At 44.7% G+C, this 25,339-nt stretch carries 20 protein-coding genes and 1 pseudogene; 7 read left to right on the plus strand and 14 right to left on the minus strand.

What is annotated here, in order from left to right; translation table 11 throughout:
• Positions 1-110 precede the first annotated feature (110 nt).
• From ONE56_RS17335 to ONE56_RS17355, 5 genes are read right to left on the minus strand one after another with little or no spacing between them, the layout of a single operon-like run.
• Complete coding sequence (locus ONE56_RS17335) at positions 111-1,592, minus strand: FGGY-family carbohydrate kinase (protein ID WP_423840575.1); 1,482 nt, start codon at positions 1,590-1,592, stop codon at positions 111-113.
• Positions 1,593-1,608: 16 nt separating this feature from the next.
• Positions 1,609-2,454, minus strand: coding sequence for a class I fructose-bisphosphate aldolase (locus tag ONE56_RS17340; protein ID WP_331437613.1), 846 nt, complete (start codon positions 2,452-2,454; stop codon positions 1,609-1,611).
• Positions 2,438-4,210, minus strand: coding sequence for an FAD-dependent oxidoreductase (locus ONE56_RS17345; RefSeq protein ID WP_423840576.1), 1,773 nt, complete (start codon positions 4,208-4,210; stop codon positions 2,438-2,440). The genes ONE56_RS17340 and ONE56_RS17345 overlap by 17 nt, the downstream gene beginning before the upstream one ends.
• A gap of 44 nt (positions 4,211-4,254) precedes the next feature.
• Entirely contained in the window at positions 4,255-5,241 is a 987-nt protein-coding gene (locus tag ONE56_RS17350) for an aldo/keto reductase (protein ID WP_331437615.1), read from the minus strand.
• A 9-nt stretch (positions 5,242-5,250) separates the two neighbouring features.
• Positions 5,251-6,210 carry a sugar-binding transcriptional regulator gene (locus ONE56_RS17355; RefSeq protein WP_331437616.1) on the minus strand — a complete coding sequence of 320 codons (960 nt, stop codon included), beginning with the start codon at positions 6,208-6,210 and terminating at the stop codon, positions 5,251-5,253.
• A gap of 411 nt (positions 6,211-6,621) precedes the next feature.
• Between ONE56_RS17355 and ONE56_RS17360 the strand changes: the two genes are divergently transcribed.
• The 4 genes from ONE56_RS17360 (at position 6,622) to ONE56_RS17375 (ending at position 11,301) form a co-directional block, all read left to right on the plus strand.
• Positions 6,622-7,647 carry a substrate-binding domain-containing protein gene (locus tag ONE56_RS17360; RefSeq protein WP_331437617.1) on the plus strand — a complete coding sequence of 342 codons (1,026 nt, stop codon included), beginning with the start codon at positions 6,622-6,624 and terminating at the stop codon, positions 7,645-7,647.
• Positions 7,648-7,730: 83 nt separating this feature from the next.
• Positions 7,731-9,239: a sugar ABC transporter ATP-binding protein gene (locus ONE56_RS17365; protein WP_423840577.1), complete on the plus strand. Its 1,509-nt coding sequence runs from the start codon at positions 7,731-7,733 to the stop codon at positions 9,237-9,239.
• Positions 9,236-10,264: an ABC transporter permease gene (locus ONE56_RS17370; RefSeq protein WP_331437619.1), complete on the plus strand. Its 1,029-nt coding sequence runs from the start codon at positions 9,236-9,238 to the stop codon at positions 10,262-10,264. The genes ONE56_RS17365 and ONE56_RS17370 overlap by 4 nt, the downstream gene beginning before the upstream one ends.
• A gap of 14 nt (positions 10,265-10,278) precedes the next feature.
• The gene (locus tag ONE56_RS17375; RefSeq protein WP_423840578.1) at positions 10,279-11,301 is read left to right on the plus strand and encodes an ABC transporter permease; all 1,023 of its coding nucleotides are present in this window, start codon (positions 10,279-10,281) and stop codon (positions 11,299-11,301) included.
• A gap of 271 nt (positions 11,302-11,572) precedes the next feature.
• On the opposite strand, the gene ONE56_RS17380 is transcribed toward ONE56_RS17375, so the two are convergent.
• Complete coding sequence (locus ONE56_RS17380) at positions 11,573-11,875, minus strand: hypothetical protein (RefSeq protein ID WP_331437621.1); 303 nt, start codon at positions 11,873-11,875, stop codon at positions 11,573-11,575.
• Between the two features lie 287 nt (positions 11,876-12,162).
• A pseudogene (locus ONE56_RS17385) lies at positions 12,163-12,758 on the minus strand (tyrosine-type recombinase/integrase).
• A 79-nt stretch (positions 12,759-12,837) separates the two neighbouring features.
• Between ONE56_RS17385 and ONE56_RS17390 the strand changes: the two are divergent.
• A complete protein-coding gene (locus tag ONE56_RS17390; protein ID WP_331437622.1) occupies positions 12,838-13,278 on the plus strand; it encodes a MerR family transcriptional regulator in 441 nt (146 codons plus the stop codon).
• A 26-nt stretch (positions 13,279-13,304) separates the two neighbouring features.
• On the opposite strand, the gene ONE56_RS17395 is transcribed toward ONE56_RS17390, so the two are convergent.
• Positions 13,305-13,997, minus strand: a complete 693-nt coding sequence (locus ONE56_RS17395) for a type 1 glutamine amidotransferase domain-containing protein (protein ID WP_423840579.1) — start codon at positions 13,995-13,997, stop codon at positions 13,305-13,307.
• Positions 13,998-14,234: 237 nt separating this feature from the next.
• Between ONE56_RS17395 and ONE56_RS17400 the strand changes: the two genes are divergently transcribed.
• Positions 14,235-15,164, plus strand: a complete 930-nt coding sequence (locus tag ONE56_RS17400; protein WP_331437624.1) for an SDR family oxidoreductase — start codon at positions 14,235-14,237, stop codon at positions 15,162-15,164.
• Between the two features lie 40 nt (positions 15,165-15,204).
• On the opposite strand, the gene ONE56_RS17405 is transcribed toward ONE56_RS17400, so the two are convergent.
• On the minus strand, positions 15,205-16,197 hold the full coding sequence (locus tag ONE56_RS17405; protein ID WP_423840580.1) for a hypothetical protein: 993 nt from the start codon (positions 16,195-16,197) through the stop codon (positions 15,205-15,207).
• 271 nt (positions 16,198-16,468) lie between these two features.
• On the opposite strand from ONE56_RS17405, the gene ONE56_RS17410 reads away from it, so the two are divergent.
• The gene (locus ONE56_RS17410) at positions 16,469-17,551 is read left to right on the plus strand and encodes a saccharopine dehydrogenase family protein (protein ID WP_423840581.1); all 1,083 of its coding nucleotides are present in this window, start codon (positions 16,469-16,471) and stop codon (positions 17,549-17,551) included.
• A gap of 234 nt (positions 17,552-17,785) precedes the next feature.
• Here ONE56_RS17410 and ONE56_RS17415 read toward each other — a convergent pair whose 3' ends face one another.
• The 5 genes from ONE56_RS17415 to ONE56_RS17435 form a co-directional block, all read right to left on the minus strand.
• On the minus strand, positions 17,786-18,835 hold the full coding sequence (locus ONE56_RS17415; protein WP_423840582.1) for a lactonase family protein: 1,050 nt from the start codon (positions 18,833-18,835) through the stop codon (positions 17,786-17,788).
• 70 nt (positions 18,836-18,905) lie between these two features.
• Positions 18,906-19,874 carry a calcium/sodium antiporter gene (locus ONE56_RS17420; protein ID WP_423840583.1) on the minus strand — a complete coding sequence of 323 codons (969 nt, stop codon included), beginning with the start codon at positions 19,872-19,874 and terminating at the stop codon, positions 18,906-18,908.
• Between the two features lie 647 nt (positions 19,875-20,521).
• The gene (locus tag ONE56_RS17425) at positions 20,522-20,812 is read right to left on the minus strand and encodes a YkgJ family cysteine cluster protein (RefSeq protein ID WP_423840584.1); all 291 of its coding nucleotides are present in this window, start codon (positions 20,810-20,812) and stop codon (positions 20,522-20,524) included.
• A 133-nt stretch (positions 20,813-20,945) separates the two neighbouring features.
• Positions 20,946-21,968 carry a response regulator gene (locus ONE56_RS17430; protein WP_041153898.1) on the minus strand — a complete coding sequence of 341 codons (1,023 nt, stop codon included), beginning with the start codon at positions 21,966-21,968 and terminating at the stop codon, positions 20,946-20,948.
• Positions 21,965-25,324: an MHYT domain-containing protein gene (locus ONE56_RS17435; RefSeq protein WP_423840585.1), complete on the minus strand. Its 3,360-nt coding sequence runs from the start codon at positions 25,322-25,324 to the stop codon at positions 21,965-21,967. Before ONE56_RS17435 ends, ONE56_RS17430 begins: the two co-directional genes overlap by 4 nt.
• Positions 25,325-25,339: the final 15 nt, after the last annotated feature.

Below are 25,339 nucleotides of genomic sequence, written 5' to 3' on the forward strand. Positions count from 1 at the left end.
CCTCATTGCTTATATCGATACCATTTGTATCAATATATAAATTAATTATTTTTGTGCGCAGCTATCCAACCACAGTTGTTAAGTGGCCAAACAAAAATGAAACAAACGGGTTAAATAGTGTTTAGAGCATCCCTGACTGCGCAATATTTTTGGAAACGCTGGCTGTAGTAAACTCTTCGTTCACCTATAGGATTAAATATTCTTTTGTTAACACATAGGCCTTGTTCAGTGTCTGTTTCCCTCGTCACCGCTTCCCACGCCAACATCGCTACACCTTTTGCGCCCACTTCTTTGCAGTTCATCGCGATGACTTTGACATCAAGCACATCTGCAAACAGCTGACACCAATAGTCACTTCTCGAAGCGCCGCCACTAATAGAGATGGCCTCGACCTTGTACCCAGCCTCGCGCAAGCGTTGGACATGCTCTAAGTGAGCGAACACAATTCCTTCATAAAACGCATAAACAATATGAATGTCCTCATGCCAGCTTTTGAGGCCAAAGAGGTTTGCCGCCGTTGCAGTTCGGTCAGTAGAACCATAAAGATAAGGAAGAAACACCGGCAGAGCCTCTTGCTGTTCTACGTCTTCAAGCTTGCGGTTAAAGCGCTCAAATATACTGCCCCCCTGCTTAGTCTCAATCTCCCTTTCCGCAGAAAAAAAACGTTGTACTAGCCATTCAAGGTTAGATGCCGAGCAAGTGCTGGATTCGATCGCCAGATAGCTCTGCCTAGAGAGTTTACACGCCATAAACACTTTTTCTGACGGGAGTGAATCCGTTACCACTTGGTTGATATTCCATGTACCTGCCACAATAGATACATCGCCAAGATTCGTCGCTTCAGAACCATACGCACCCGCCACAACATCAAACAAGCCTGCGATAACCGGCGTCCCTGTAGCCAGTCCGGTCAACCTTGATGCTGCATCAGTTATTCCACCAATGATCTGGCTACCTTCAACGATCGCAGGCAGCTTGTGTTGAATATCTGTTAAGTCATAGTGACGAAGCAGCGCCTCTGATACCTTGTCCTGTTCAAAATCAAACAGCCCAGAAGCCGTCAGATCACTCCACTCGGTCACACACTCTCCCGTTAGCTGATAGTTGATGTAGTCCTTACAAAACAGAACCTGACCAATTCGTTCATAAGTTTGAGGGCTATTCCGTTTGAGCCACATAAGTAAAACTGCGCTTTGAGATGACCAAACGCCTTGTCGATTTCTGCGCTTGAGATCCAAATACCCATCTGATGATTCCAGTGCTTGTACTTCACAAGTCGCGCGATTATCAAGCGACTTGATAGCCAACAGAGGCGAACGCTTTTCATCAAGTAGATACAAGCCGTTACCATGCCCACTGACACCGATAGCTTTAATTCTCAAACTATCAACGTTGGTTCTTTCGACGAGACGTTTGATTACATCAGCGCATAACTGCCAGCATTCATTCATGTCTGCTTCGGTATGTTCAGGTTTAGGAATATGCGTCGGGAAATTAATCGCAACGGTATCAATTTCAGATCCATGACTATCAAACAAAGCAGCTTTTATTGCCGTATTGCCGCAGTCAATGCCAAGTGCGTATGACGTCATACTCCCTCCCTGTTTTTTAACTTTCACCAAAGTAGATATTCATCGCGTCAGACGTAGACGCACCGTTATGAATCATCGCCATTAAAGCATCGACCACACGGCTTGGATTCGGGTGCTGATAAATATTACGACCATAGACCATACCTAAAGCGCCTTGATCTAACAGTGCCCGAGCTTTGTTAAATACGGATTCAATATCTTCACGTCCGCCGCCGCGTACCAACACGGGGCACCGCGCCGCTTCCACGACTTTGTGGAAATCTTCTGCATCTGCGGTTGGGTCGGCTTTGATTATGTCAGCACCCAGCTCACGAGCCATGCGAACCAGTGTAACGATTTTCTGGCAATCCCCATCGACCATATACGCCTGTCCCTGAGTATTCGGTTGCATCACTAATGGTTCGATCATCAATGGCATACCGTACTTTTCACACTCGGCTTTTACTTTGCTAATATTGGCCACACACTGCTTAAACAGTTCTGGTTCATCCGGCAACATAAACAGGTTCACCACCACACATGCAGCGTCCATTTGCAATGCTTGAATCAAAGGTTGGTCAGCGTTTTGCAACAATGACCACATATGACGATGCCGTTCTGCATTGTAGGGATTGCCTAAATCTATTCGCATAACCAGTGCAGGCTTATCTTTACCGTCTACGGTTTGTAGAAGATCGGCTTGCCCTGCATTCATCTGAATGGCGTCAGGTTTGGCTTGTACAAGTTGATTCACTACCGAAGCCATATCCTCCAGCCCATCTAGAAACATAGGTTCATTGCAAACCCCGTGGTCGATAGCAACATCGAGGCATCGACCCTGTTTAAACAGGCGGTTCATCCTGACTTTACTGGTTAAATACATACTCTTCTCCATTTAATGATTGGCTTTTATTCGTAATCGTTGAGGTGCGCTTTGGTTGCTTAACTTGCGGCGCAATATCGAGTTCCACACCATGGAAACGCGCTAGGAATTGTTTGGTATTCATTCGGTCTGTTGCCTGCTCTAAGTCACTCCACTTAAAATGTTGAGCAACCAACGTCGATATCTCGTCAAAAACAGAGTTGTTAAGTTTGCCTTCGATCGCGATAGAGGTACGACGCAATAAAATATCCAGTGTGGTCTCGACGTATTCATGATTCAGGATGTAGTCCAACTCGCCTTTGGTGTAATCGCTAAGTGATGAGAGTTCTGAATCGTGATAATCCACCAGCCATTTAAGTAACGCTTCGCATTGCGTACCGTAGCGCGTAAACCAAGCTTCTATTTGTGCCTTTGAGTACGACTGGTATTGATGAGCTAACTTATCGATATGAGCTTGTCGAGCTGCTTTGTTCGCGGGATACCCCACACCACCACCTATCGGTTTCTGCTTAGTGCTGCAAATTCTTTCCTTGCCAAGAGAAACCAGTATTTCGTCAGCCACTTCTTCGCCGAAGGCGCGAAACGTCGTCCACTTTCCACCAATTAGTGAATAGATGTCCGTAGACTCAACTCGATTTCGTTTAATTGAATGACTACGAGGTATCTGACCTGTTGTCGACGTACGGGCGGAAGGTAAAGGCCTTACCCCGCAAAACTGATACACAATTTGGTCTTCGCTAATATCGAGCCCCGGCAATATTCCTCTGAGGGATTCCAACAGGTATTGGATCTCTTCGTCCGTACAACAAACCGTGTCAGGATCACTCACAGGAATATCCGTTGAACCAATCAGCACCTTACCAAAGTACGGAAACAGTATGCAGACCCGCCCTTCACTGTTCTCATAAAACAGCATGTTGCCATCTAACTCTGACAACAATTGCGCATTTTCAACAATGATGTGTGAACCTTTAGTTCCTTGCATGTATTGGCTTGGTGCCGTTAATAAACCATTAGTGAAATCGACCCAGGCTCCCGTCGCATTGACGATATGCTGAGTTTTAATCCTTACTTCTTGCTCACTTAATTGGCTAGCTAAGACCAGCTCCCCACGTTCAAGGTGAGTGACTTTGGTGTAATTCAAAGCCACACCACCAGCGTTTACTCCCTCTTGAATCAACTCCATCGCTAAACGTTCCGGAGAACTGATCCACGCATCAAAATAGGTTGCGCTGTGTCGAACTTGCTTTCCCATCAAAGGCCACCGCTGATGCGTATCATGAGCTGAGTGCATCTTATGCTTTGGCATCATTTGGTCACGCTTTGTAAACCAGTCGTACAGGCTAAGACCAAGTTTTATCACCACAGAGCCACGCTGAGACGGACGATCTTTGAGGCCTAGAAACTTAAACATGCCGTCGAAAAGCCCAGACCACGTGGAGAAAATCGGAATCGTCGTTTCAAGGGGTGCCACCAGGTGTGGCGCATTACTTAATAAACGATTTCGCTCAAAAAGCGCTTCTTTTACTAACCCAAACTCACCATTTTCTAAGTAACGTAATCCGCCATGAATCATGCGCGAAGGCGCTGCACTTGCTTTAGAGCAAAAATCGTCCTTATCGATCAAGAGGACGTCCACACCTTGAAGTGCAAGCTCCCGAAAAACGCTAATACCATTGATTCCGCCACCAATAACGACGACTTCAAAATCGTTTTGATCCTTTAGGTGACCAAACCGTGTGGTGTGATTATCCATCATTGCTCCCTGCTGGCCAGTTAACGCCTTCTTAAGATCACGGTTTATGCCAACTCTAATTGGCCAAAAAACTCACGAGACTTAGCATCAATAAAAGCGATATCTTCTTGTGATAACTGAACATTGCCTGCCGCAGCATTTTCAATCGCTTGTTCACTATTACGTGCTCCGCAAAGCGCATAGGTAATTCCGGGCTGCTGCAAGGTAGCAGCGATGACTAGCTGAGCAACCGTTATACCTTTTTGCTCTGCAACTGGTGCGATTGATTGGCAAAACTTCTGAACCCACTGGCGATTTTTAACCGTAAACATAGGGTCACTAATTCGCTGGTCGTCGCCAGTGAAGACACGCTCTGGGCTCACTCTTCCGCTTAGCAAGCCCATCGCCAATGATGAATAACTCAAACAGGATATATTTGATGCAATCGTCGCTGGCAGCAAAGTTTGCTCCAATTGACGCTCAATCAAGTTGTATTTTTCCTGTACCGCATCGACCGTCCCAACAGCCAGATACTGTGCCAGTTCCTCTTTGCTCGCATTACTGATGCCTATTGCCCGGATTTTCCCTGCCTGTTTTAACGACTCCAGCGCTTGCATGGTTTCGCTAATCGATGTGGTCGGATCTTGCCAATGCGTGATATACAAATCGATATAGTCGGTTTGTAGTCGCTTTAAGCTTTGCTCAACTTCGTATTCAATCGCGTCTGCGCCCAAGTAGCGGTGTACTGGTTTTCCGTTTTCGTCGAAAAAATGATTACCCTTACTGGTATGCCAAACTAATCCGCACTTAGTTGCGAGTACCACTTTGTCTCGCTTACCTTTTATCGCTTTTCCTACAATCTCTTCTGAGACACCCAAGCCATACGCTGGGGCGGTATCAATAAGAGAAACGCCACTATCCAATGACGCATGGATGGCTTCAATAGAGGCTTTTTCATCTGTCCCTCCCCACATCCAACCACCCATTGCCCAAGTTCCTAACCCGATAACAGACGCCTGAATACCTGAGTTACCAATTTCTCTTGTTTGCATAATTGTTCCCTATTCTGCTTGTTCCAAAATACTTGCCACTGTGTCTTCATCTGAGACTAAGCCATTAATGAGTCCACCACGCAGCGCAGCCAGCATCGCGGACACTTTTGAGTGAGTTGCCGCAACGCCAATACTGTGTTCAACGTTGCCAAGTTCTTTTAGGTTCAATCCAATCAGCTTGCGGTTTAAATGATCCGCACACGTTCTGCCGTAGTCGTCGTAAAGATGAGCAAGGATTTCCCCTTGGCATTGCGTACTCGTCAACGCTTCCGTTTGATGACCACTAAGCGTTCGTAAGTCGTAATAGCTGTCACTTTCTCTCGCTACAGAGCCAATACCCACCAACGCAATATCTGCATTTCTTGCCAGATCAAGTACCTCTTTAATGCTGCGCATTTCCATTAATAGAGCGCGTTGCTCATCTGTATCTACAAAAAGTGGTGCGTGCAGTTGTGTGCTTGTTCCACCTAGTTTCTCTGCCAGTTTCGATGCTAAATAATTAACGTCAGTAAAATGATGCCCCTGAATACCACCTGTCGCGGGCACCACACGTATTTTAGGAAAACTCATCGGTTTAATTTGCTCTACAATCTGAGCCATGGTTTTTCCACCACTAATACAGATGATGCTGTCAGGTTTAACGGTTTCGATTAATAGTTCACTTGTGGCTTGCGCGACTTGCTGGGTTACCACGGCATCATCTTTACTTAGGCTAGGCTGAATGACAGCGGTCTTTAAACCGAACATTTTGATTAGACGCTGTTCAAAGGTATGCATTCTCTCTTGAGGTAACTTTAGTGTGATCTCAACCAAGCCGTCATCGTGAGCTTGTCTAATCACCCGATTGACCTTTGCCGTAGACAATCCAAGCTGTTTAGCGATATCTGACTGACTGCGGTTCTCCATATAACGTAGGGTTAGGATCTTCGCTGTTTGTCTCACTATGTCGTCGCGCTCGTTCATCGTCATAAATCTACCTTCATCCGTTGCACCAGATTTTTATTTTTAGCTCTACCACATGAATTTCGATCAGCACTTACACGCTATCAAATTGTGAAATTTATTTCACACAAGTAAAAATTAAGCACAAAAAAACACACTATCAAGTAAAAATGATACCAAACGTATCATTTTAATCATTTAGGTGCGCAAGATCACAATTAAACAACAAAGTGATACAAATCGTATCGGTATAACATTGACCAGTTACATTTTGTTCACTAATTTTTAACACGTGAAATATATTTCAGTGCTGTGAAAGATAATTCACTCCAACAAGAAGGACGTGTTGTACTGCTTTTACCCGCTAACAAAGAATGTGAATTCTCGTAAGAAAAGCAGCTGTTAAAGACGACGAGTTAATAGAAAATGGAGAATATTATGAAGTCAGTGACTTTAAAGAATCTGTTTAACAAAGGACTTATTGCTACGAGTATTATTGTCGCTTCAAGCCTCGCTGCCACTGTACAAGCAAATGAAAGGATTGCGTTTTTCGTTTCAGACTTGTCTAACGTTTTTCACCAGTCGCAAGCGACTGAAGCAAAACGGTATGCAAAAGAGAAGTATGGTGCCGAGGTCGTCATTTTTGACGGCAAAGCTGACTCAGCAGTTATGACACAAAACGTTGACCAAGTAGCGGCGGGCGCATTTGATGGTGCATCTCTACATATTTGGGATGGTGAAGCAGCAACGCCAGGCGTCGAGGAAGCGCTAGAAGAGAACATCGCGATGACCTCCTTCTTTAGCCCTATCACCGATACTGGGATCCCAACCGCCAGAAGCGATGAAGCAACCGTATCATTTGAGATGGGCGCACAAATGGCGAAAGAGTGGATGGCAGCAAATCCAAACAAACCGATTGTTATGGTGCAACTAGGCTGGCCAAACCACACTGAAGTAACTTCTGGCCGTACTAACCCATTTGCTAAAGGCGTTCTTTCAGTCGCACCAAATGCTAAAAACTTGGGCGCACTGGATGCCAGTGGTGGTCAAGAAGCGGCGAAACAAATCATTGTAGACCTTCTTACTCAGCAGCCTGAAGTGAACCTAATATACTCAGAGGCTTCAAACCTGACCGTTGGTACGATGGCTGGTTTAAATCAACTTGGTCGTGGCAAGTTTAAAGATGGCAAACCTGTCACTGAGATTGTTGCCAGCGTGGACTTTGACTCGGTTGAATTTGGTCAGATTTACGATCCTGAATCGAGTCTGAAAGTATCGATGGGTCTACCGCCAATAGAGACCGCGCGCGGACGTATCGATTTAGTGATGGATGTGATCAATAAGAAAGTCGCACCGAAAAGTGATCAAGCACAAGAGTTTTTCTACGATGCTTACACGATTTCTTACTGGTCAATGCCTAAGCCTGATGCAGAGCAGTGGCTAAAAAACCAATTCAGCAACTAAGTCTATGCGAGGTCAGCATAATTGTCGCTGACCTTTCCTCCTAAGCAACACATTCATAATCTCAGTGATTAGGAGAGATCATCTTGAATAGTCAGAATATAACACCTGTCCTTTCCATTGAGGGGCTTATCAAAGATTACCCGGGCGTCAGAGCCGTTAATGACGTCAGCTTTTCAATCCAACCCGGTACCGTCCATTGTTTAATAGGCGAAAATGGGGCGGGAAAATCAACATTAGTGAAAATGATTACCGGCGCTATCCAACCGACGCAAGGGACGATGAAAGTTAATGGCAAGGTGTACACCCCAAATGGCACCCAGTCTGCGCGTGAGTCGGGTATCGCAACCCTTTTTCAGGAACTACACGTCGTCGATGAACTGACTGTTCTTGAAAACTTAACGCTGGGTATGGAGAAGAGCTGGTTCGGTTTTTTAGTAGGCTCCGATTTAGAAGAAAGAGCAATGAATACACTTGCGACCATTGAGCCGTCTATCAATCCTCACGCCAGAGTATCGACACTGGGTGTAGCGCAAAAACAGATTGTCGAAATTGCCCGGGCAGCCTCCTCCGGTGCGAATGTCATCATCATGGATGAACCAACCGCTGCGCTGTCAGAGCGAGAAGTCGAACGACTATTTACCGTCATTCGCCGATTACAAGAGCAAAACGTTACCGTAATCTATATCTCACATAAACTTGATGAAATTCTTTCGTTAGGTGATCGCGTTACCGTAATGCGTGATGGTAAACACATTGCAACCAAACCAATGTCAGAGGTCGGTGGTCGAGCTGAGCTTATTAACATGATGATTGGACGCAGTATTAAGCATGATTACTCTCCTCGCGATGCAATTACTGACGAAGTCTTTTTGTCGGTTCAACGCTTGAGTAACCATCAGCTTAAAAACGTTTCCTTCGATATTAAGAAAGGCGAAATCGTGGGCTTCTATGGCCTGGTTGGCGCAGGAAAAACCGAGATCGCTCGAGCTATTTTCGGGGCCGATAAAGCATCAGGCACTATTCGGCTCAACGGAAAAGATGTCGGTAAGTCTCCACGAAAAGCCATCGCCGCAGGCATTGCTTTGGTACCTGAAGAACGCCGAACTCAAGGCCTGTTTACCAACCTGACGATACGAGAAAATATTCCGGTAATGAACCTACCTAGAATGTCCGATTTCGGTGTGTTCAGAGAAAAAGATGAACTCAATGCCGCTATCGACTACGTTGAAAAACTCTCGATTGCGACCAGTTCTATCGAAAAGCACACGGAAAAGTTGTCTGGCGGAAACCAACAAAAAATCGTGATTGCTAAATGTTTGTTCTCTCAAGCCAAACTTCTCCTTCTAGATGAACCGACTCGCGGTGTCGATGTCGGGGCAAAAAAAGAGATATACGACCTGGTTAAAAACTTAGCTAACGAAGGGAACTCAGTGGCCGTTTTCTCTACCGAACTCGAGGAGATACTAGGAGTCTGTGACCGTATTTTCTTACTTTATGACGGCTCGCTAGTATCTGAAATTATTAACGGCTCCGATGTTGATACCAGCTTTATTTTGAACGCCGCTACGGGTGGCCTAGAGGAAGTAGTATGATGAATACGTCAATCAAATCCAATCACTCACCAGTCGAACACCGACGCATTAGTGATCAAATGTACATCACATCACTGGTTGCCATCGTTGCTATCGGGTTGTTTTTGGTGGCTTCGGTTTTCGTACCTAACTTTTTTCAAGTACAAAACATGATGAACCTGGTTACCAACAACTGGGCAGTCATCTCATTAGGTATTGGGGTTTCGTTCCTGCTTATCTCCGGCAATTTTGATCTTTCCGTCGGCGGTATTGTTGCCTTGTCTGGCGTTTTATCCGTGTGGTTTGCTCAAGCTGCAACAGGATCCAGCTCACTTTCCAGTGGTCTTGGGTTACCGTATTGGATGGCCATTGCTGGTGCACTCATGGGCGCGCTTGCTATCGGTGGTCTGAATGCGTTGTTCGTCGTTAAATTTCGGATTCCATCAATCATAGTTACACTCGGCACCATGATGGTTGCGCGCGGTATTGCTCAAGTTATCACTGAAGGCTCACAACGAAACACGAATCTGCCCGAAGAGTTTGGCATTTTAGGTAACCTAAAAGTGTTTGGCACTTCAATGCAGTTTCCAGTGTTGTTCATGTTGATCCTTTTATTTATTGCCATTTTTATTGAACGTAAAACCGTGTTTGGGCGAGTCACCTACTGGATCGGTGCTAACCCAGAAGCCGCTAAATTATCTGGCATAGATAACGCCAAGCACATTACCTATCTCTATTTATTCAGCGCGTTAGTGGCAGGTATTGTAGGCATTCTTCTTTCTTCCGAATTTAAGTCTGGTTTCTCGAATCGTGGCCTTTTGATGGAGTTCGATGCGTTAGTTATAGCTCTGCTAGGCGGTATTGCCATCGCGGGCGGATTCGGTTCGGTCATTGGGATGTTCTTCGGAGCCATTATCCTAGCTGTCGTGACATCTGCTGCTACGGGTTTAACCCTCTCTCCGGATTGGCAATTCATTCTCAGAGCGGTGGCTGTGTTCTTAGCTATTACCGCTCAAACGTGGGCGCTGTCCCTACGAAGTAAATAATGAAGGTGTAAGTTATGTCTGAAACCACTAAATCACTCACCCCATCACCGACATTCGGTAACCAAGCCGCAGAGTTTATTCGCAACTATTACATCTACTTTGTGCTTGCAGCAATCGTCGTACTTCTAAGTAGCGTCAACTTAGATCAGTATGCACTTTTCGAGCGCGGTAACTTTCTTTATAAGAAAAATATCATCAATATCCTGCGAGTCTCTGCTCCTATACTCGTTTTAGCTGGGGCATTCACGTTACTGATGGTATCCGGATACATCGATCTTTCAGTCGGTAGTACCATGGGGTTAACCGCGGTGATTTATGCCATGCTCGCGATCAACGGCATACCGTTCTGGGCTGCGTTTTCTATTACTGTGTTCTGCGGCGTACTGTTAGGCGCACTCAACGGACTTTTGGTGGTTAAGTTTAACATTACCCCCGTTATTGCAACCTTGATTACGTTGAGCCTTTATAAAGGTGTTGCCCTTCTTTTAGTGCAAGATGGCGTATCTGCAATCAAATCTATGGGCGAACTGAAAATGCCGGGTTGGTTTAATGACTATGGTCGCGATGCTGTACTTCTTGGCTTGCCAATGGCTTTTTGGGTAGCGGTCGGAGTCACGGCATTACTCATCATCCTGCAAAACCGTTCCTTGTTGGGTAAGTACGCGGCCGCAACGGGTGGTAACCCTACCGCTGCGAAACTATCGGGAATTAAAACAGGTTTAGTGGTATTTACTCTGTACGCGATTGTTGGAGCAACAGCAGCACTTGCTGGAATCGCACGTTCCAGCTTTATGTCCCTTGGTGATCCTCTCTCTGGGGATGGTATGGAGCTAACCGCTATTCTTGTCGTACTGATTGGTGGCACAGCATTCAGCGGCGGAGAAGGAAAAGTACTGCGATCATTCATCGGTGCCTTAATCATCATGACTCTGACAGTGGGCATGCTAACGCTTGTTCCGGCGTACTATCAAACTTTAGTGATTGGCGCGGCGCTTTTGGCCGCTGCTGCGTCTAACCATCTGGTGAGCAGACGATAACGAAGTCAATAACATTGATATTCGCAACTTTCTTTTTGAAAGACTGCGAATATCAGTACCTATTAATCCGCTTACTTTTGCCATTTGACGCTGCAACGTATTTATGGAAAAAAGCTTCTTAGCTCAAATCATTTAGTGGCATCATTTCAGATAAGAAAAAATATCTTGAAACCTTAAACGTTTGTTATGTTTGGGCTTAACGTGAGCGCATGACTCTATTTTAAAATAAGTTACCTGTAGAAGACGATAGTTATGACCCCTATTTCAGAGATTACTTATTCGTCGTTTTCTTATTCTCAAGCATTAAATCGTATAACTTAAAAGCTATACAGTAGCTAAGATATTGTACTGGCCACAATTCTAGCCCTAAAATATTTGTTGGATAGTTAGCTAACTCCCTAAACTTCACATATAAAACCGCAGGCCACCAAATTATTCCCGCAGCTATCATTTCAAACCTGTAATACCACTCAAGTTCTATAGCTCCATCACTAGCCATCCCAGCATGAAGGAAAAGAAAATACCCCATAACAGAAAGCAAAGTAATCAAAACCAATCGCTTTATCCAAATCACGTATTTCCTCCGAAAACATAACGCTTTCTATACGGCTTTTAGCCGTCTTTTATCGTTCAATAATGCGGTCTTTCTTATCGTAGTTCAATTGATAATCAGCATGTTGGCTAGAAGTATGGGAGATTAAACTGCAAAATGGCGCACAATTTTAGAAAGGCTAACATTCAGACTTCGACGAATAAATTTTAGTAAGCCAAACGCACATTCGCAAAATGTGTATTGGATTCGACGCTACAACAGAAAGGGGCACAGGCTTTTCAGAGGCAAGAAAAGCCTGTATCAGTACTTCAGCACTCCGTTTGCTCTGAGCGTCTCAGAGCATCTTCCAGTTCCACTCCTAAGTATCGAACAGTGTTATCTAGTTTCGAATGCCCAAGTAAGATTTGTACCGCCCTAATATTTTTTGTTCTGGCATCGATCAAAGTAGCTTTGGTTCGACGCATGGAATGTGTACCATAATAGTCGCATTTAAACCGAGCTTTACCGCCCAGCTCCTTATAATAGAACGATAAAATGAGTAGCTGATAGGTTGCCCTATACGGCGATAGCTTGGAAACAAAAAACTGTTTGCCTGTAAGTGCGCTGAGTAGATCCATCGGCTAATACTTTGTTGCGTTCTCGGAGTAATTTCATAGTGTACATCGGTGCCCGTTTTTTGCTGGATGCATTGAACCCTTTCATAAATCACTCCTTGCGAAGAAACATCGTGCACATGTAACCTTAGTAAATCACTCGCTCTTAACTTGCTATCGATGGCTAGGTTCAATAGTGCAAGCTGCATCAACTCCTGTGATAGCTCTAGACGAGTTCTTATTCGCCAGATCTCTTCTAATTTGAATGGCCTTTTAATGCCACTACGCCTTCCTGAAGATAACTTTTTCACGTTGACCTCCTATCGTGTGTTATTCATCAATAGAAAGTGTGGTAGTGTTTAATTATGTTTTCACTCCATTATTAGAACGATGAATATTGGTGAATTAGCAAAAAAAACCGGCTTAGCTCCTTCTAAGATCCGGTTTTATGAAAAGATTGGTCTGTTAAAAACCGTCAAACGTAAAGCTAACGGTTATCGTACCTATCCTCCTGAAGCAGTAGCTGTTTTAGAAATGATTACCACAGGGCAGCAAGCAGGGTTCAGTCTCGATGAGTTAAGCTCATTGCTTCCTTCTGACTTTTCTCAATGGAATCATGACCATTTGCTACAAACGCTAAAACAAAAGGTTGCGGATTTGGAAGAGATTGAACGCAGAATTGCGAGCAATAAAGCTCGGCTGATAGAGGTTCTGAAAGAGATTGAAGCTAAACCAGAAAATATGGACTGTGCAACCAATGCCGAACGAGTCATGTCTCAATTTGGCTGGGATATTTTGCCTCACCAATCCTCTACGAATGAAGATCAGTAAGGTTAAGCCTTCATAAGTTAGTCAGACTACAGATTATCTAATAAACTAGAGATACGTTTAGCTGTCGCTTTGGCTGATTGCGGATTTTGTCCGGTCACCAGTCTGCCATCTTCAATGACATAGGGCATAAATGGCAATATCGCTTTTCGATAAACAGCACCTCGCTCTTTCATTTCTTGCTGTGCATTGTACGGCATCTTCTTAGCAACGCCCGCCAGTACTTCTTCTGTCCAAGAAAAGCCGGTTACATTCCGCCCCTCGACCAACAATGTCCCATCAGACAAACGAGTGTTGAGCAGACCACAGTAACCATGACAAACGGAGCCAACAATACCTCTTTGCTCAAATACTGTACTTGTTATTTCCTGTATCTCGTTGTTATCGGGAAAGTCCCACATGACTGCGTGGCCGCCTGTAAAGTAAATAACATCAAACTCTTCAGCATTAATTTGCTCGGGTCTTAACGTATTCTCTAATCGATCCATTTTTCTCTCGTCTGAGAGCCACGCTCGAGCACTTTGATCAAAGTTTGGCCATTTTAGAGAACGAGGGTCTAACGGACACTTTCCACCGAGAGGGCTCACTATCAATTGTGTGTAGCCGCGTTTTTCAAACTCATCGTATGCATGCGAAAGCTCCGATAGCCAAAGCCCCGTTGGTGTCACTGAACCATCGTACGTGGATACGTTAGTTACGACATGTAAAATTCGTTTAGTCATTGGCGGCTACTCTCTACGTGTTTTCAACTTTAGCAAAAACAGGATGGTTGTATTGCCATCGACGAAGGGGAATTAGGTCTCTCCATTGTCGATGAAACTTTGGAAATACAAGCATAAGCTTAAACATAACTTTAATGTCAATGCTGAAAATCTGCATAATTTCTGATTGACTTTAAACTAAACTTTAACCTTAGGATGTTTCGTATAGAAAGAGCGAAAAGTCAGGAGAAATAATCTATGCAAACTATTCTTGGTGCAAACGGGCAGATTGGTCGGGAGCTAGCGAACAGCCTCAAACAAAATTACACCAGCGACATTCGCTTAGTCAGCCGTCGTCCCCAACAAGTAAACGACACCGATGAGCTATATCAAGCAGACCTTCTCGATCCACAGCAAACTTTAGATGCTGTACAAGGCTCAGAAATAGTTTACCTAACAGCAGGGTTACCTATGGATACCAAACTATGGGTTGAACAGTGGCCAACATTAATGCGAAATGTTATCGCTGCATGCGAAACTCACGGTGCTAAGTTAGTCTACTTTGACAATACCTATATGTATCCACAAACCGATGCGCCTCAATTAGAGAATGCGCCATTTGCTCCTCAAGGTGGTAAAGGTCAAGTTCGCGCACAAATCACCAACATGTTACTTGATGCAATGGAGCGAGGCTCTATCGAAGCGGTTATTTGTCGTGCGCCTGAATTTTATGGCCCGGGTAAGACGCAAAGCATCACAAATTCGACCATCATCGACTCTCTAGCTACCGGTAAGGCTGCCAAAGTCTTTTTGCGTGATGATGTAAAACGCAGCCTCATTTACACGCCAGATGCTAGCCGGGCAATGGCCCTTATCGGTAACACTCCGGATACGTACGGCCAAACCTGGCACTTGCCATGTGACGATAACAGGCTTAATTACCGTCAGTTTATCGAGCTAGCGGCAGAGGTATTTCAAGTCCAACCCAAATATCGTGTGCTTAAACGCTGGCAATTATGGCTTGCAGGTAAAGTGAGTCAGACCGTTCGTGATGCGGCAGAACTCCTGCCTCGCTATGACACTGAAAATATTTTTGTCTCTGATAAATTTAAGGCTCGTTTCCCGGAGTTTAAAGTCACGACCTTCAAAGAGGGACTGCAAGCAATTTGGAATGAAAGACAGCAATAGCAAAAAGCCAGCCCCCGGGCTGGCTTATTATTTTCTTAAATCACTCAGCAGAAGAAAGTGATGCAAGCGGTTTAGGTGCATAAAGCGCACTCTGAAAATCGGGTACATACTCGTATTTTAGCATTGAACCAATATCTAGTGACTTGATGAAAGACGACAGTTTCCCCTCTCCCAAAGTTAATCGAACCGCATGTTCATCTGTTGTTGAGGCATGGCTCATAAGACGAGAAACAGCATAACCATAAGTAAGCTCACCATCTCGGTTGATGTTAGTGAAACTATTAGTCACCAGTTCACCTTCCTGAGATAAATTGGTGAGTTTATCTGCGCTAAAAGTAAGATCAGGCTTTCCCGTCTGGTTATCTGTTACGGTATATGTTACCGAAGTTGCATCACCCTGATAATCAATCTTAGTTAGCCATTTAGGCAGGTTGTAACCTACGACACCACGGACTCGAGCCAACTCCGTATCCACAGGTAGCTTCAGAACATAGCCCCAGTAATCGTCTGATATTGACTGTCCAATTAGCGTCACTGGCCCCCAGTTTGACTCTCCGGGTTTGTTGGTCACGATTGATAAAGCAATCTCGTTATATTGGTCATTGTCACAATAGTGATAGGCATACGCGGTGAGTACAACAAGCCCACGGTCAGGCCAAATCTGAAGTGGCTGAACTTGATTAAAGACTTGCGCGGGGATCAATGACTCAAGTTTGGAAAAGTCGGCAGTAAACACCGCGGTGATTCGCTCATTTTTGTAATAGAAATTAGGTGAGTAAGATTCAAAACCGATATCAACTTTGGTTTTCTCCAATGTTTTAAACCAGCTCAAGTCAATATCCGGTTGCGCATTAGCAATCACAGAAAGTGGTGGGTTCGAGTGGTAACGATCGTATAGGCCACCCGATTTTACGGGCACGAGATAACCGCCGATATTAATCTCTGTCATTTGGCTATGACCTTCTGACTCGGCCATTGCTGGCAAACTAACGCCAGCTACCAATAGAGCAAAGACGGTGAGTTTTATTCTCATGTTGAATACCTTTATTTAAATGCTGATTTCTTTCTCCCCCAGAAGATGACGATTAATAATGACTATCATCACCTTCCGGGTTGAAAAACTCTAAGGTTAAATAAAGGTTTAAGGTCAATACTGAACAGAGAAATTACTAAATATTCTGCGTGTCCAGTTTGGAATCAGGCATAAATTAATATTGAGGTTGACCTTAAACTTATCTTTAAGGTTATTGTGGCGTAACAATACGTTGTTTTTACTCTCTTGAGAAGAAATAGGAATCACCGCGATGGCACAAACTGAACAACCAGCAAAGCTAACTCATTGGATGATTTATGGCGCTTATGGATACACTGGTGAGCTAATTGCGCGAGAAGCAGTGAAACGGGGACTTAGCCCAATTCTCGGCGGAAGAGATAAGTATAAAACTCAAGAATTGGCTGATGAACTAGGTTTGCGTGCCGTTGCTTTTGATCTAGATAATCCAGAACGTACGGCAAGTCACCTCTCCGATGTTTCACTAGTACTAAATTGCGCCGGACCTTTTTCTTCCACGGCTAGGGTTATGATGCCGGCTTGTATTAATGCAGGCACGCACTATCTCGATATCACTGGCGAAATATCGGTATTTGAATTTGCTCAATCTTTAAAAGAAAGCGCTTTGAATGCAAATGTCGTACTTTGCCCTGGCGTTGGTTTTGATGTCATTCCGACGGATTGCGTCGCTGCAACCCTCAGCTCCGCCTTACCGGATGCAACTCATCTGGCGTTAGGTTTTGACTCTCGTTCTGCGTTTTCGCCGGGCACCGCAAAGACTTCGGTTGAGGGGCTAGCACAAGGAGGCAAGATACGTCGTGATGGTGACATCATTACAGTACCACTTGCTTATAAAGTACGCCAAATTGACTTTGGTGATAACGAAAAGCTGGCAATGACTATTCCATGGGGAGATGTATCAACAGCCTATCACACGACTGGAATACCTAATATTGAAGTCTATATTCCGAGTTCAGAGAAGATGGTCAAAAATGTCAAAAGAGCCAATCTAATCCGGCCGTTACTAGGCTCACAGTGGGTTCAGAGTCTGCTTAAATCTCATATAGGTAAGAAAATAAAAGGACCTGACGAAGCCCAACGTAGAGAGACAAAAACTTATGTATGGGGAGAAGCAACAAATGCAGAGGGAATGAAGAAAACCGTACGTATCCTTACAACGAATGGTTACGACCTGACCGTTACAGGCTCGCTCGCCATTGCTGCACACCTATTAAAATCTCATTCAGCAGCAGGAGTATACACACCGTCAAAGTTGATGGGTGCTGACTTCGTAACTCAATTACCAGGGTGCTCAACTTTTCAATTCGAAAAGTGAGTGTCAATTGATTTCATCGGAACAATCAGATAAGCGTCCTAATAGTCACTTACTAGAGAATACATTAGATAAATTTATTCAAATATGAGTTTTTTGAGGCCCTAATAGCACTTGTTCTAACTAAGTTTGGGGCATTTTCGTGTTTCATGCCCCATTAATCCACCTGTAGAAAAAAGCGATTCAACGAACAGCAAATCTCTGCCAGCTTACGCTAACATCGTTTGATATTAGTCGCTAAGGGAAGTCAACCACTGAGACCCATGCTGGATTAGCGCCACAAGGCGCGCGGTCTAGCTCATTGAGCTGGCCAGTCTGGGCATCAATTTGATACAAGGCTAAATGATCGGAGAGTTCACCGCTAGCCAGTAAGTATTGCCCATCATGGGTCAGCGCAAAACTGCGTGGCTGAGTGACAACATGATCATACCCCGAGTAACGTGGGACGGGATCATTGGCCGTAATTTCCAAGCGGCTAATGATGCTGGTAGTACGCTCTGAGACATATAAATAACGGCCGTCAGCCGATAACTGAATATCCGCCGCCCAGGTGCGTGGCACATCAGGCACGACGCGTTTTTCTGGTGGCAATCCTTTTTCCAAGCCAAGCATTTCAAGGGGCGCAGCTTCCACTTCATCAATCAGCGTCATCGCTCCGGTTTCGCTATCAAAAGCGAACACATTCACCGATGCGATCATTTCACACAACACGTAAATAAACTGACCACAAGCGGAAAACACCAAATGACGTGGCCCTGACTCTCGCGCAAAAGAGTATTGATGAACCAAAGCTGCTTGATGATCACTATCATCGACATGCCGATAGACGTTGACGCGATCTTGCCCAAATTCGGTGGCCACCAACCACTGGTTATCCGGGCTAACATTAAAAGCGTGGCAGTGTCCTTCTAATGGGATGGTGATGTTTTTCGCTCCCAGACTGCCGTCGTCTTCAAGACGATTTAACGTGGCCATATTGTGATCAAATGAGGCGCTCAGTAACCAGTGACTATTGTGATCAACATCCAAATTGACCATGCTTACTGCCTGCGGCGTCCGGTCCAATTCAGTCAGGTCCCCACTCTTTGGATCAATCGCTAGGCGCACAATGCAATAAGGTGCTTGGTGCAAAGCGGCATACAGATAGTGTCCATCTCGACTCACCACCATCGGCATCACCAAATTGCCAACGTCAGTATTTCCCAAATGAATGAGTTGCTTCCCTTGTTGTTGGTAGCGAGAGATGGTGCCAGACTCCGCGTTGGAGAGGTAGATAAAGCGTTTCATGTAAGCCTCTTGTTTTGGTTAGTCGTGCCTTGGTCAGTTATCTTTAAGCTTGAGAAGCGCAATTGGTACATTACAACACGCCATAGATGAGATAACCGTTGTATCCCAAATAACACGCTAACAGCACAACACCTTCGATGCGCGTGATCGTTTGGGACTTGCCAAAACGGGCGGCAGTCAACAACAGTAATCCCGTAACAAAAAGCATTGATGTCCAGTCACGCCAGAAGACTTCAGCACCAATATTCGCAATAGGTTCGATAGTACCAGCAATACCGATGACGGCTAAAGAGTTAAACATGTTCGAGCCAACTACGTTACCTACGGCAATATCATGTTCCCCTTTACGCGCTGCCACGATCGATGCTGCTAATTCTGGTAACGAAGTTCCTAAGGCCACAATGGTAAGCCCAATTAATAGATCACTAACACCTAATTCTTGCGCAATTTCTACCGCTCCCCACACTAAGATTCGGGAGCTGACAATCAATAAAATGAGACCAGTGATGAGCCAGAAAATCGATGACTTCATTGACATGCTTTGACTCGACAGTTCATCGCCCATTTCTTGTTCTAAATGGTCTCCCTTTGAGCGCAATGCGCTCCAGATTGACCAGCCAATCAAAAGCATAAAACCGCCAATCAAAGCCCACGCTTCTAGCGTACTAACATGGTGATTCCATAGCATCGCCCCGATCACAAGTGTTACGAGCAGCAGAATGGGAAGCTCTTTTCGTATGATACTTGAATGAACAGCAATTGGCGCAATGATAGCCGTCACACCGAGTATTAAGGTAATATTGACAATGTTCGAGCCAACCGCGTTTCCAAGCGCAAGAGCAGGGTTTCCGTCCATAGCGGCCATGGCCGAAACCACCATTTCAGGGGCTGATGTACCAAATCCGACGACCAGCATACCGATCAATAACGGAGGCATTCCCGCGTAGTTGGCACTAGCGGCAGCACCTTCAACAAACTTATCTGCGCTCCACACAAGTAATGCAAAACCAGCGATGATCGCGAGAGTGGCTAGTAACATGTTTTATCCTTATTAAATAACGTAAAAGTATAGAGTAACGGCCAGAGCGAAACGGTCATCAATTCGCTCAAAAAAACAACCTATAGAAAGCCGCAGGAAACATTGTCCACAAAATCATCCAAGTTGGACGAAGGTGGAAGCTGGAGCATTGAAGATGGGGATTCGACGTCACCAATCAAGGTGGATCTTGAATACAAATGAAAACAACTGGAAATAGGGATAAACTCGATCATTCCGCGCACAACCCCTAAGAACAAAGCGTACCATGCATTCATAGCAGGTTTCCTTTTGTCATTTAGGGTAGGCAAAAAAGACAGAAGCATTACACCAATCCTACCCGCACTGATGTTTTACTTAAGTCTTGCCAGAACAAATCGAACGTGAATACCACAAGCATGAGGCTTGGAGACTGTTGATATTCACTCCTCTATTCATTCATAGAGGAAGGCTACTCCCTTAAACGAGCTGAATTGTAACGAATATATGCAATTAATATCAAACATTAAATGACGAGGTGAGTATAATTATCGCCTTTACTTTAGAAGCACTTGCTCAAAATAGTCGATGGCTTGTATCACGATAATGAGCGAGATACTTCCTGGCCCTGCTGAATTCGGGGTTTATCGTGTTGATGCAACTCTGCCGCGTTATAAAAACTTCACCCGCTCATCAATACACTCATCCGAACCCATTTCAAATTCGCGGCATATCCAAGGACGATTTTCATAAATGGAGCACATGAAAGTATCTCGATCTAACGCTGCGCACCAACCGTCACTTAATCGCATCATGGTTTCACCACCGTACTGGTCACGTGCGATAAATTCTTCTGGCACGCCAGTATCTGAAATGATCATCACTTCAAGACGACAGCAGCATGCTTTACAGTTTGAGCAGGATACGTTTGAGGAAGATGGGGATTTAGTTGGTATAATCATGAATCGCTACAATTTGGTCAATTGGGTATGATAACGCAAATATTAGACTGACGACCGTACTTTCTGGTTTCATTAGCCTTGCTTGTCCATAAATATCCCTCAACCGATAACAAGTTACCTATCCCAAATAGCACTATTTGAAGTCAGCGTTATATTGTCCATTGTGCTCTTTAAATCGCTGTTTTATTTCTAGAATTTTAGGCAACTGCTGTATAAACAGTGGGACAAGATTTGGGTCGAAATGCTTTCCTGCTTGCTCTTCAATAAACGCCAACGCGTCCTCAATAGCCCACGCTTTTTTATACGGACGCACACTGGTGAGAGCATCAAACACATCGGCAATGGCAGAAATGCGCCCTTCAAGTGGGATTTCTTCGCCGGATAATCCATTCGGATAACCAGTACCATCCCATTTTTCATGATGTGTCATAGCGATAGTTCTTGCCAGTGCAATCAGAGGTGATTTAGAGTTTGAGAGGATTTCGCCGCCTATTTCTGCATGCTTTTTCATCTCGTCATACTCATTGTCGTCAAGCTTACCTGGCTTAAGTAGAATCGAGTCCGGAATGGCTATCTTTCCAAGATCATGCATGGTGGCCGCCATTTTAAGTTCTTCGGCTTGCTGTTTGTTCATCCCAGCCGCCAGCGCTAATGTTTGAGTATAGTGACTCATGCGCTGAACGTGCATACCTGTTTCATTGTCTTTATATTCCGCAGCTCTTCCCAAACGTTGAATGAGATCGACTTGCGTTTCGCGCAGCGCGTCAATTTGAACAAGCGATAAATGCGTTTTTACTCGAGCTCGGACAATCGCCGGTACAATAGGTTTGGTAATGTAATCAACGCCCCCCAATTCAAATCCTTTTTCTTCATCAATAGAATCACGTAGAGCGGTCACGAAAATCACTGGAATAAAGGAAGTTTCTGAGCTCGCTTTCAAACGTTCGCACACTTCAAACCCTGTCATTTCAGGCATCATGATATCAAGCAGAACTAAATCAACACTCTCTTGCTCGATTCGGGCTAATGCTTCTTGACCAGAGCGCGCGAACGTCAAACGGTAGTCGTCCTGTAGCACCTGACGCAGTACCTTGAGGTTCGCTGGTTCATCGTCAACAATTAAAATTCGGGGTAATTGCTGAGTAAACAAGGTCATACGGTTTCCTTTTGTTGAAGTGTTTCGATCGCATTGTTTATGTATCTTTCCGCCGACTCAAAATCAAAGTCGTCAAGCGCATTGACGGTATCGCTGATCAGCTTTTTCACAGAGCTAGGCGCACCATTTGATAGCTGCTGAGCGAGCTCATCGCTTACCTCACCAGATCGCGTAACCATCAACCACTCTTGCAGTAAAGGAAGGACATTGGTGGACTCTACGGTGTGAACGATCATTTCTGGCGCGTCAGTCGAACAATTCGACTCTAGCTGCTCAATATCTTTAAACAGATCGCTCCAGTGCTTTTGTGCTCGGTTTAATGCAACTAAAGCTTGTTCCTGCAAATGTTCATCTGCCGCCTTTTCAAGTGATGCGAAAGCGTGATACATAGGAATCAAAGCTAAATTCCCACTTATTCCCTTGAGGGCATGAGCTCGTTCGATGATATTTGGCCAATGGTTATCGTTGATTAACTGATTGAAAATACGATCAACAAGATCTGAATTTTTCTCTATGAGCGTTTTTAGCTCGTTCACATAGAGTTGCTCATCACCCCATAACTTCATCGCTTTTGCCATATTTACGACATGGAATTGATCAGCCCCCATTGGCGATTCAAGCGTTAGTGAGATTTCATCTCGAAACGCTACATTGATATTGAGTACGCTCGCCATTTCTTGGGTTAATTGGGCTAAGTCCACGGGTTTATTGGCAAAACCATTCATGCCCGCCTGTTTAGCTTGGATACGGTCTTCTACGAGCACGTTCGCAGTCAACGCGATAATAGGCACGGTTTTAACGCCTTGCTTTTGCTCCCAATCACGAATGTGTTTACAGGCTCCTAGTCCGTCCAAGAGTGGCATTTGAATATCCATCAATACGATGTCTGGCTTCACTTTTTTATATTGAGCAACAGCCTCAATACCATCTTGGGCGGTGAAAATAACATGTCCTTGCCGTTCGAGAAGAATGCGCAGCAAATTGATGTTTTGTTCAATGTCATCACAAACTAATATCCGCAACTGAGGCAGAGTTACAACCTGCGTTGACCGACTTTGACTGGTCAACTCACTCCTTGGTAATGGTAACTCAACGGTAAAACAACTGCCTTTACCAGATTGGCTTGTTGCCGTGATACTCCCGCCCATTAGTTCGACTAATTGCTGAGATATCGTGGTACCAAGACCAGTACCGCCAAATCGACGGCTCATTGAGGCGTCTGCTTGAGTAAAAGGTTCAAAAATGGCCTTTAGGCGTTCTGGTTTTATTCCAATACCCGTATCAATGACGTCAAAACGAATCCAATCCGGTTTACTTTCTATTGGGGAAATTGACAGCGTAACTCCCCCTTTTTCAGTGAATTTTATTCCGTTTCCTACCAAATTCATCAATACCTGACGAATACGATCTTCAGCACCATCAACCACCTTGGGCAGTTCATCCGACATGGTTAACGTTAATTCGATTCCTTTATGCTTAGCACTCAACCATAGCGTCGAAATCACAGAGTCCACACAAGCAGATAATTCAAATGGGATGCTCTCAAGCTCAAGCTTGTTTTTTTCTAGCTTTGCACTGTCAAGAATATCATTGAGCAAATGCAATAGTGAACGTGAAGCACGAGATACGGCTTCTAAATGTTTACGATCACTACCTTTAATATCTGAATCCATCAAAATATCGGTAAAACCAATGATTGCATTCATAGGCGTGCGAATTTCGTGGCTCATATTAGCGAGGAATGTCGACTTAATCTCTGAGGCGTGTTCTGCTCTTTGTTTGGCTTCGAGCAGCTCTTGCTCCATGACTTTGCGGCTTGAAATATCGACCATGATACCGTCCGTCCATACCGCTTCATTTTTAGCGTTGCGAACGAGCATGCCATTTTCTAGAACCCAAACGGTATGACCGTCTTTATGAATTAAGCGATATTCAATCTCATAAGCACCGCGATCATCAATATTCGCCCGTATATTACTGCACAAATCACGGTCTTGGCCCTCATACACACACGAAGCAAAATCGGCTTTTCCTGAAAGAAAATCTTCTGCTAAATAACCTGTAAACTTGAAAATCCCCTCACTTAAAAATACGGGAGTCCAGTTATGGTCAAGCAATCGCCGAAAAGACGCTCCAGGGGTGTTTTGCATCAGAGAACTTAAACGCTGTTCACTTTCTCTTAGCTTTTCTTCCATCACTTTACGTTCAGAAATATCTGCGATGAATCCGACGAACAGGGTTTGACCACCTTCCAGATCAACACGGCCAACGGCCACGCGAACTGGAATGAGTTCTCCCATTCGATGCCTAGCATACAGTTCTCTTGGCGGACTGGTTCTTTTTCCGTGATCTAAAAACTGTTGTAAAAAACGTTTATATTGCGGTTGATACTTTGACGGCATCAACATGGAGACATTCCTCCCGATGACCTCGTCCTCTTTCCAACCAAATATTTTTCGAGCCGCACTATTAATGCCTTGTACTACGCCCAGCGAGTCTGTCGTCACAACCCCATCAGCTGCCGTCTCCAGAATGGCTTGAAGTCGCGCTTCTCCTTCGGTTTTTTCCTTCAGTAATTGACGATAGCGCAATTGAGAACTGACGTTGACCGCGAGCGTTGAAATTAATAAAGCAAAAATAGAGACAACGACCGCCAATTCTATGTGATCGGATTCACTTACTAAATGGTTGCCGTGTGTGTCATGCACAATGAAACGAGCGGCTTCCATTCCTGTGTAGTGCATACCTGAAATAGCACACCCCATGATAAGCGAGGTAATTAACTTCAGGTGGATAGAACTCAGTGTAGGAAAGAAGAGCAGAAGTTTCGATCGAGACATCAGCGCCACGGTGGCTAAACTCACTGAGACCAGAATAGACAACACAAACCAAAAAGGATCATAGCGTAGCTCTACATGCATCTGCATCGCTTCCATTCCGATGTAATGCATCATCCCAATCCCCAGCCCGACAATCACACCATTGCGCAGATTGTGAACAAAAGAGTCCCGGAGGTTGATGAGCGAGCTGAGTACGATATAGCTGGAAAAAACGGCAGGCAGCAATGATACAGCGGTGAGAAAATAGTCGTACTGCATTTGGTGTGGCATTTGAAATGCGAGCATGCCAACGAAATGCATACTCCAGATACCACCAGCCATAATAAATGCGCCGGAGAACAGCGCAATTTGGCGCTGGTTTTCTGCTTCTATGTGTCGAGCCGTTTCGGCTAAGCGCAATGCGAAAAATGATGACATTGAGGCTAGAAATACCGAAACCGCCACTAGCCATGGTTCATAAGTCCCAGTGATGAGTTTGTTTGGGTCGACATCAAGGACAAAAAACTGCTCAAGCATAGCTATAAACTCAAC

The sequence above is a fragment of the Vibrio mytili genome (assembly GCF_049563345.1).
GTDB classification, from domain to species: domain Bacteria; phylum Pseudomonadota; class Gammaproteobacteria; order Enterobacterales; family Vibrionaceae; genus Vibrio; species Vibrio mytili.

Excerpts from the sequence above, each read along its gene's own strand:
- ONE56_RS17335 (WP_423840575.1), bottom strand. The coding sequence starts at position 1,592 with ATGACGTCATACGCACTTGGCATTGACTGCGGCAATACGGCAATAAAA.
- ONE56_RS17340 (WP_331437613.1), bottom strand. The coding sequence starts at position 2,454 with ATGTATTTAACCAGTAAAGTCAGGATGAACCGCCTGTTTAAACAGGGT.
- ONE56_RS17345 (WP_423840576.1), bottom strand. The coding sequence starts at position 4,210 with ATGGATAATCACACCACACGGTTTGGTCACCTAAAGGATCAAAACGAT.
- ONE56_RS17350 (WP_331437615.1), bottom strand. The coding sequence starts at position 5,241 with ATGCAAACAAGAGAAATTGGTAACTCAGGTATTCAGGCGTCTGTTATC.
- ONE56_RS17355 (WP_331437616.1), bottom strand. The coding sequence starts at position 6,210 with ATGACGATGAACGAGCGCGACGACATAGTGAGACAAACAGCGAAGATC.
- ONE56_RS17360 (WP_331437617.1), top strand. The coding sequence starts at position 6,622 with ATGAAGTCAGTGACTTTAAAGAATCTGTTTAACAAAGGACTTATTGCT.
- ONE56_RS17370 (WP_331437619.1), top strand. The coding sequence starts at position 9,236 with ATGATGAATACGTCAATCAAATCCAATCACTCACCAGTCGAACACCGA.
- ONE56_RS17375 (WP_423840578.1), top strand. The coding sequence starts at position 10,279 with ATGTCTGAAACCACTAAATCACTCACCCCATCACCGACATTCGGTAAC.
- ONE56_RS17390 (WP_331437622.1), top strand. The coding sequence starts at position 12,838 with ATGAATATTGGTGAATTAGCAAAAAAAACCGGCTTAGCTCCTTCTAAG.
- ONE56_RS17395 (WP_423840579.1), bottom strand. The coding sequence starts at position 13,997 with ATGACTAAACGAATTTTACATGTCGTAACTAACGTATCCACGTACGAT.
- ONE56_RS17400 (WP_331437624.1), top strand. The coding sequence starts at position 14,235 with ATGCAAACTATTCTTGGTGCAAACGGGCAGATTGGTCGGGAGCTAGCG.
- ONE56_RS17405 (WP_423840580.1), bottom strand. The coding sequence starts at position 16,197 with ATGAGAATAAAACTCACCGTCTTTGCTCTATTGGTAGCTGGCGTTAGT.
- ONE56_RS17410 (WP_423840581.1), top strand. The coding sequence starts at position 16,469 with ATGGCACAAACTGAACAACCAGCAAAGCTAACTCATTGGATGATTTAT.
- ONE56_RS17415 (WP_423840582.1), bottom strand. The coding sequence starts at position 18,835 with ATGAAACGCTTTATCTACCTCTCCAACGCGGAGTCTGGCACCATCTCT.
- ONE56_RS17420 (WP_423840583.1), bottom strand. The coding sequence starts at position 19,874 with ATGTTACTAGCCACTCTCGCGATCATCGCTGGTTTTGCATTACTTGTG.
- ONE56_RS17425 (WP_423840584.1), bottom strand. The coding sequence starts at position 20,812 with ATGATTATACCAACTAAATCCCCATCTTCCTCAAACGTATCCTGCTCA.
- ONE56_RS17430 (WP_041153898.1), bottom strand. The coding sequence starts at position 21,968 with ATGACCTTGTTTACTCAGCAATTACCCCGAATTTTAATTGTTGACGAT.
- ONE56_RS17435 (WP_423840585.1), bottom strand. The coding sequence starts at position 25,324 with ATGCTTGAGCAGTTTTTTGTCCTTGATGTCGACCCAAACAAACTCATC.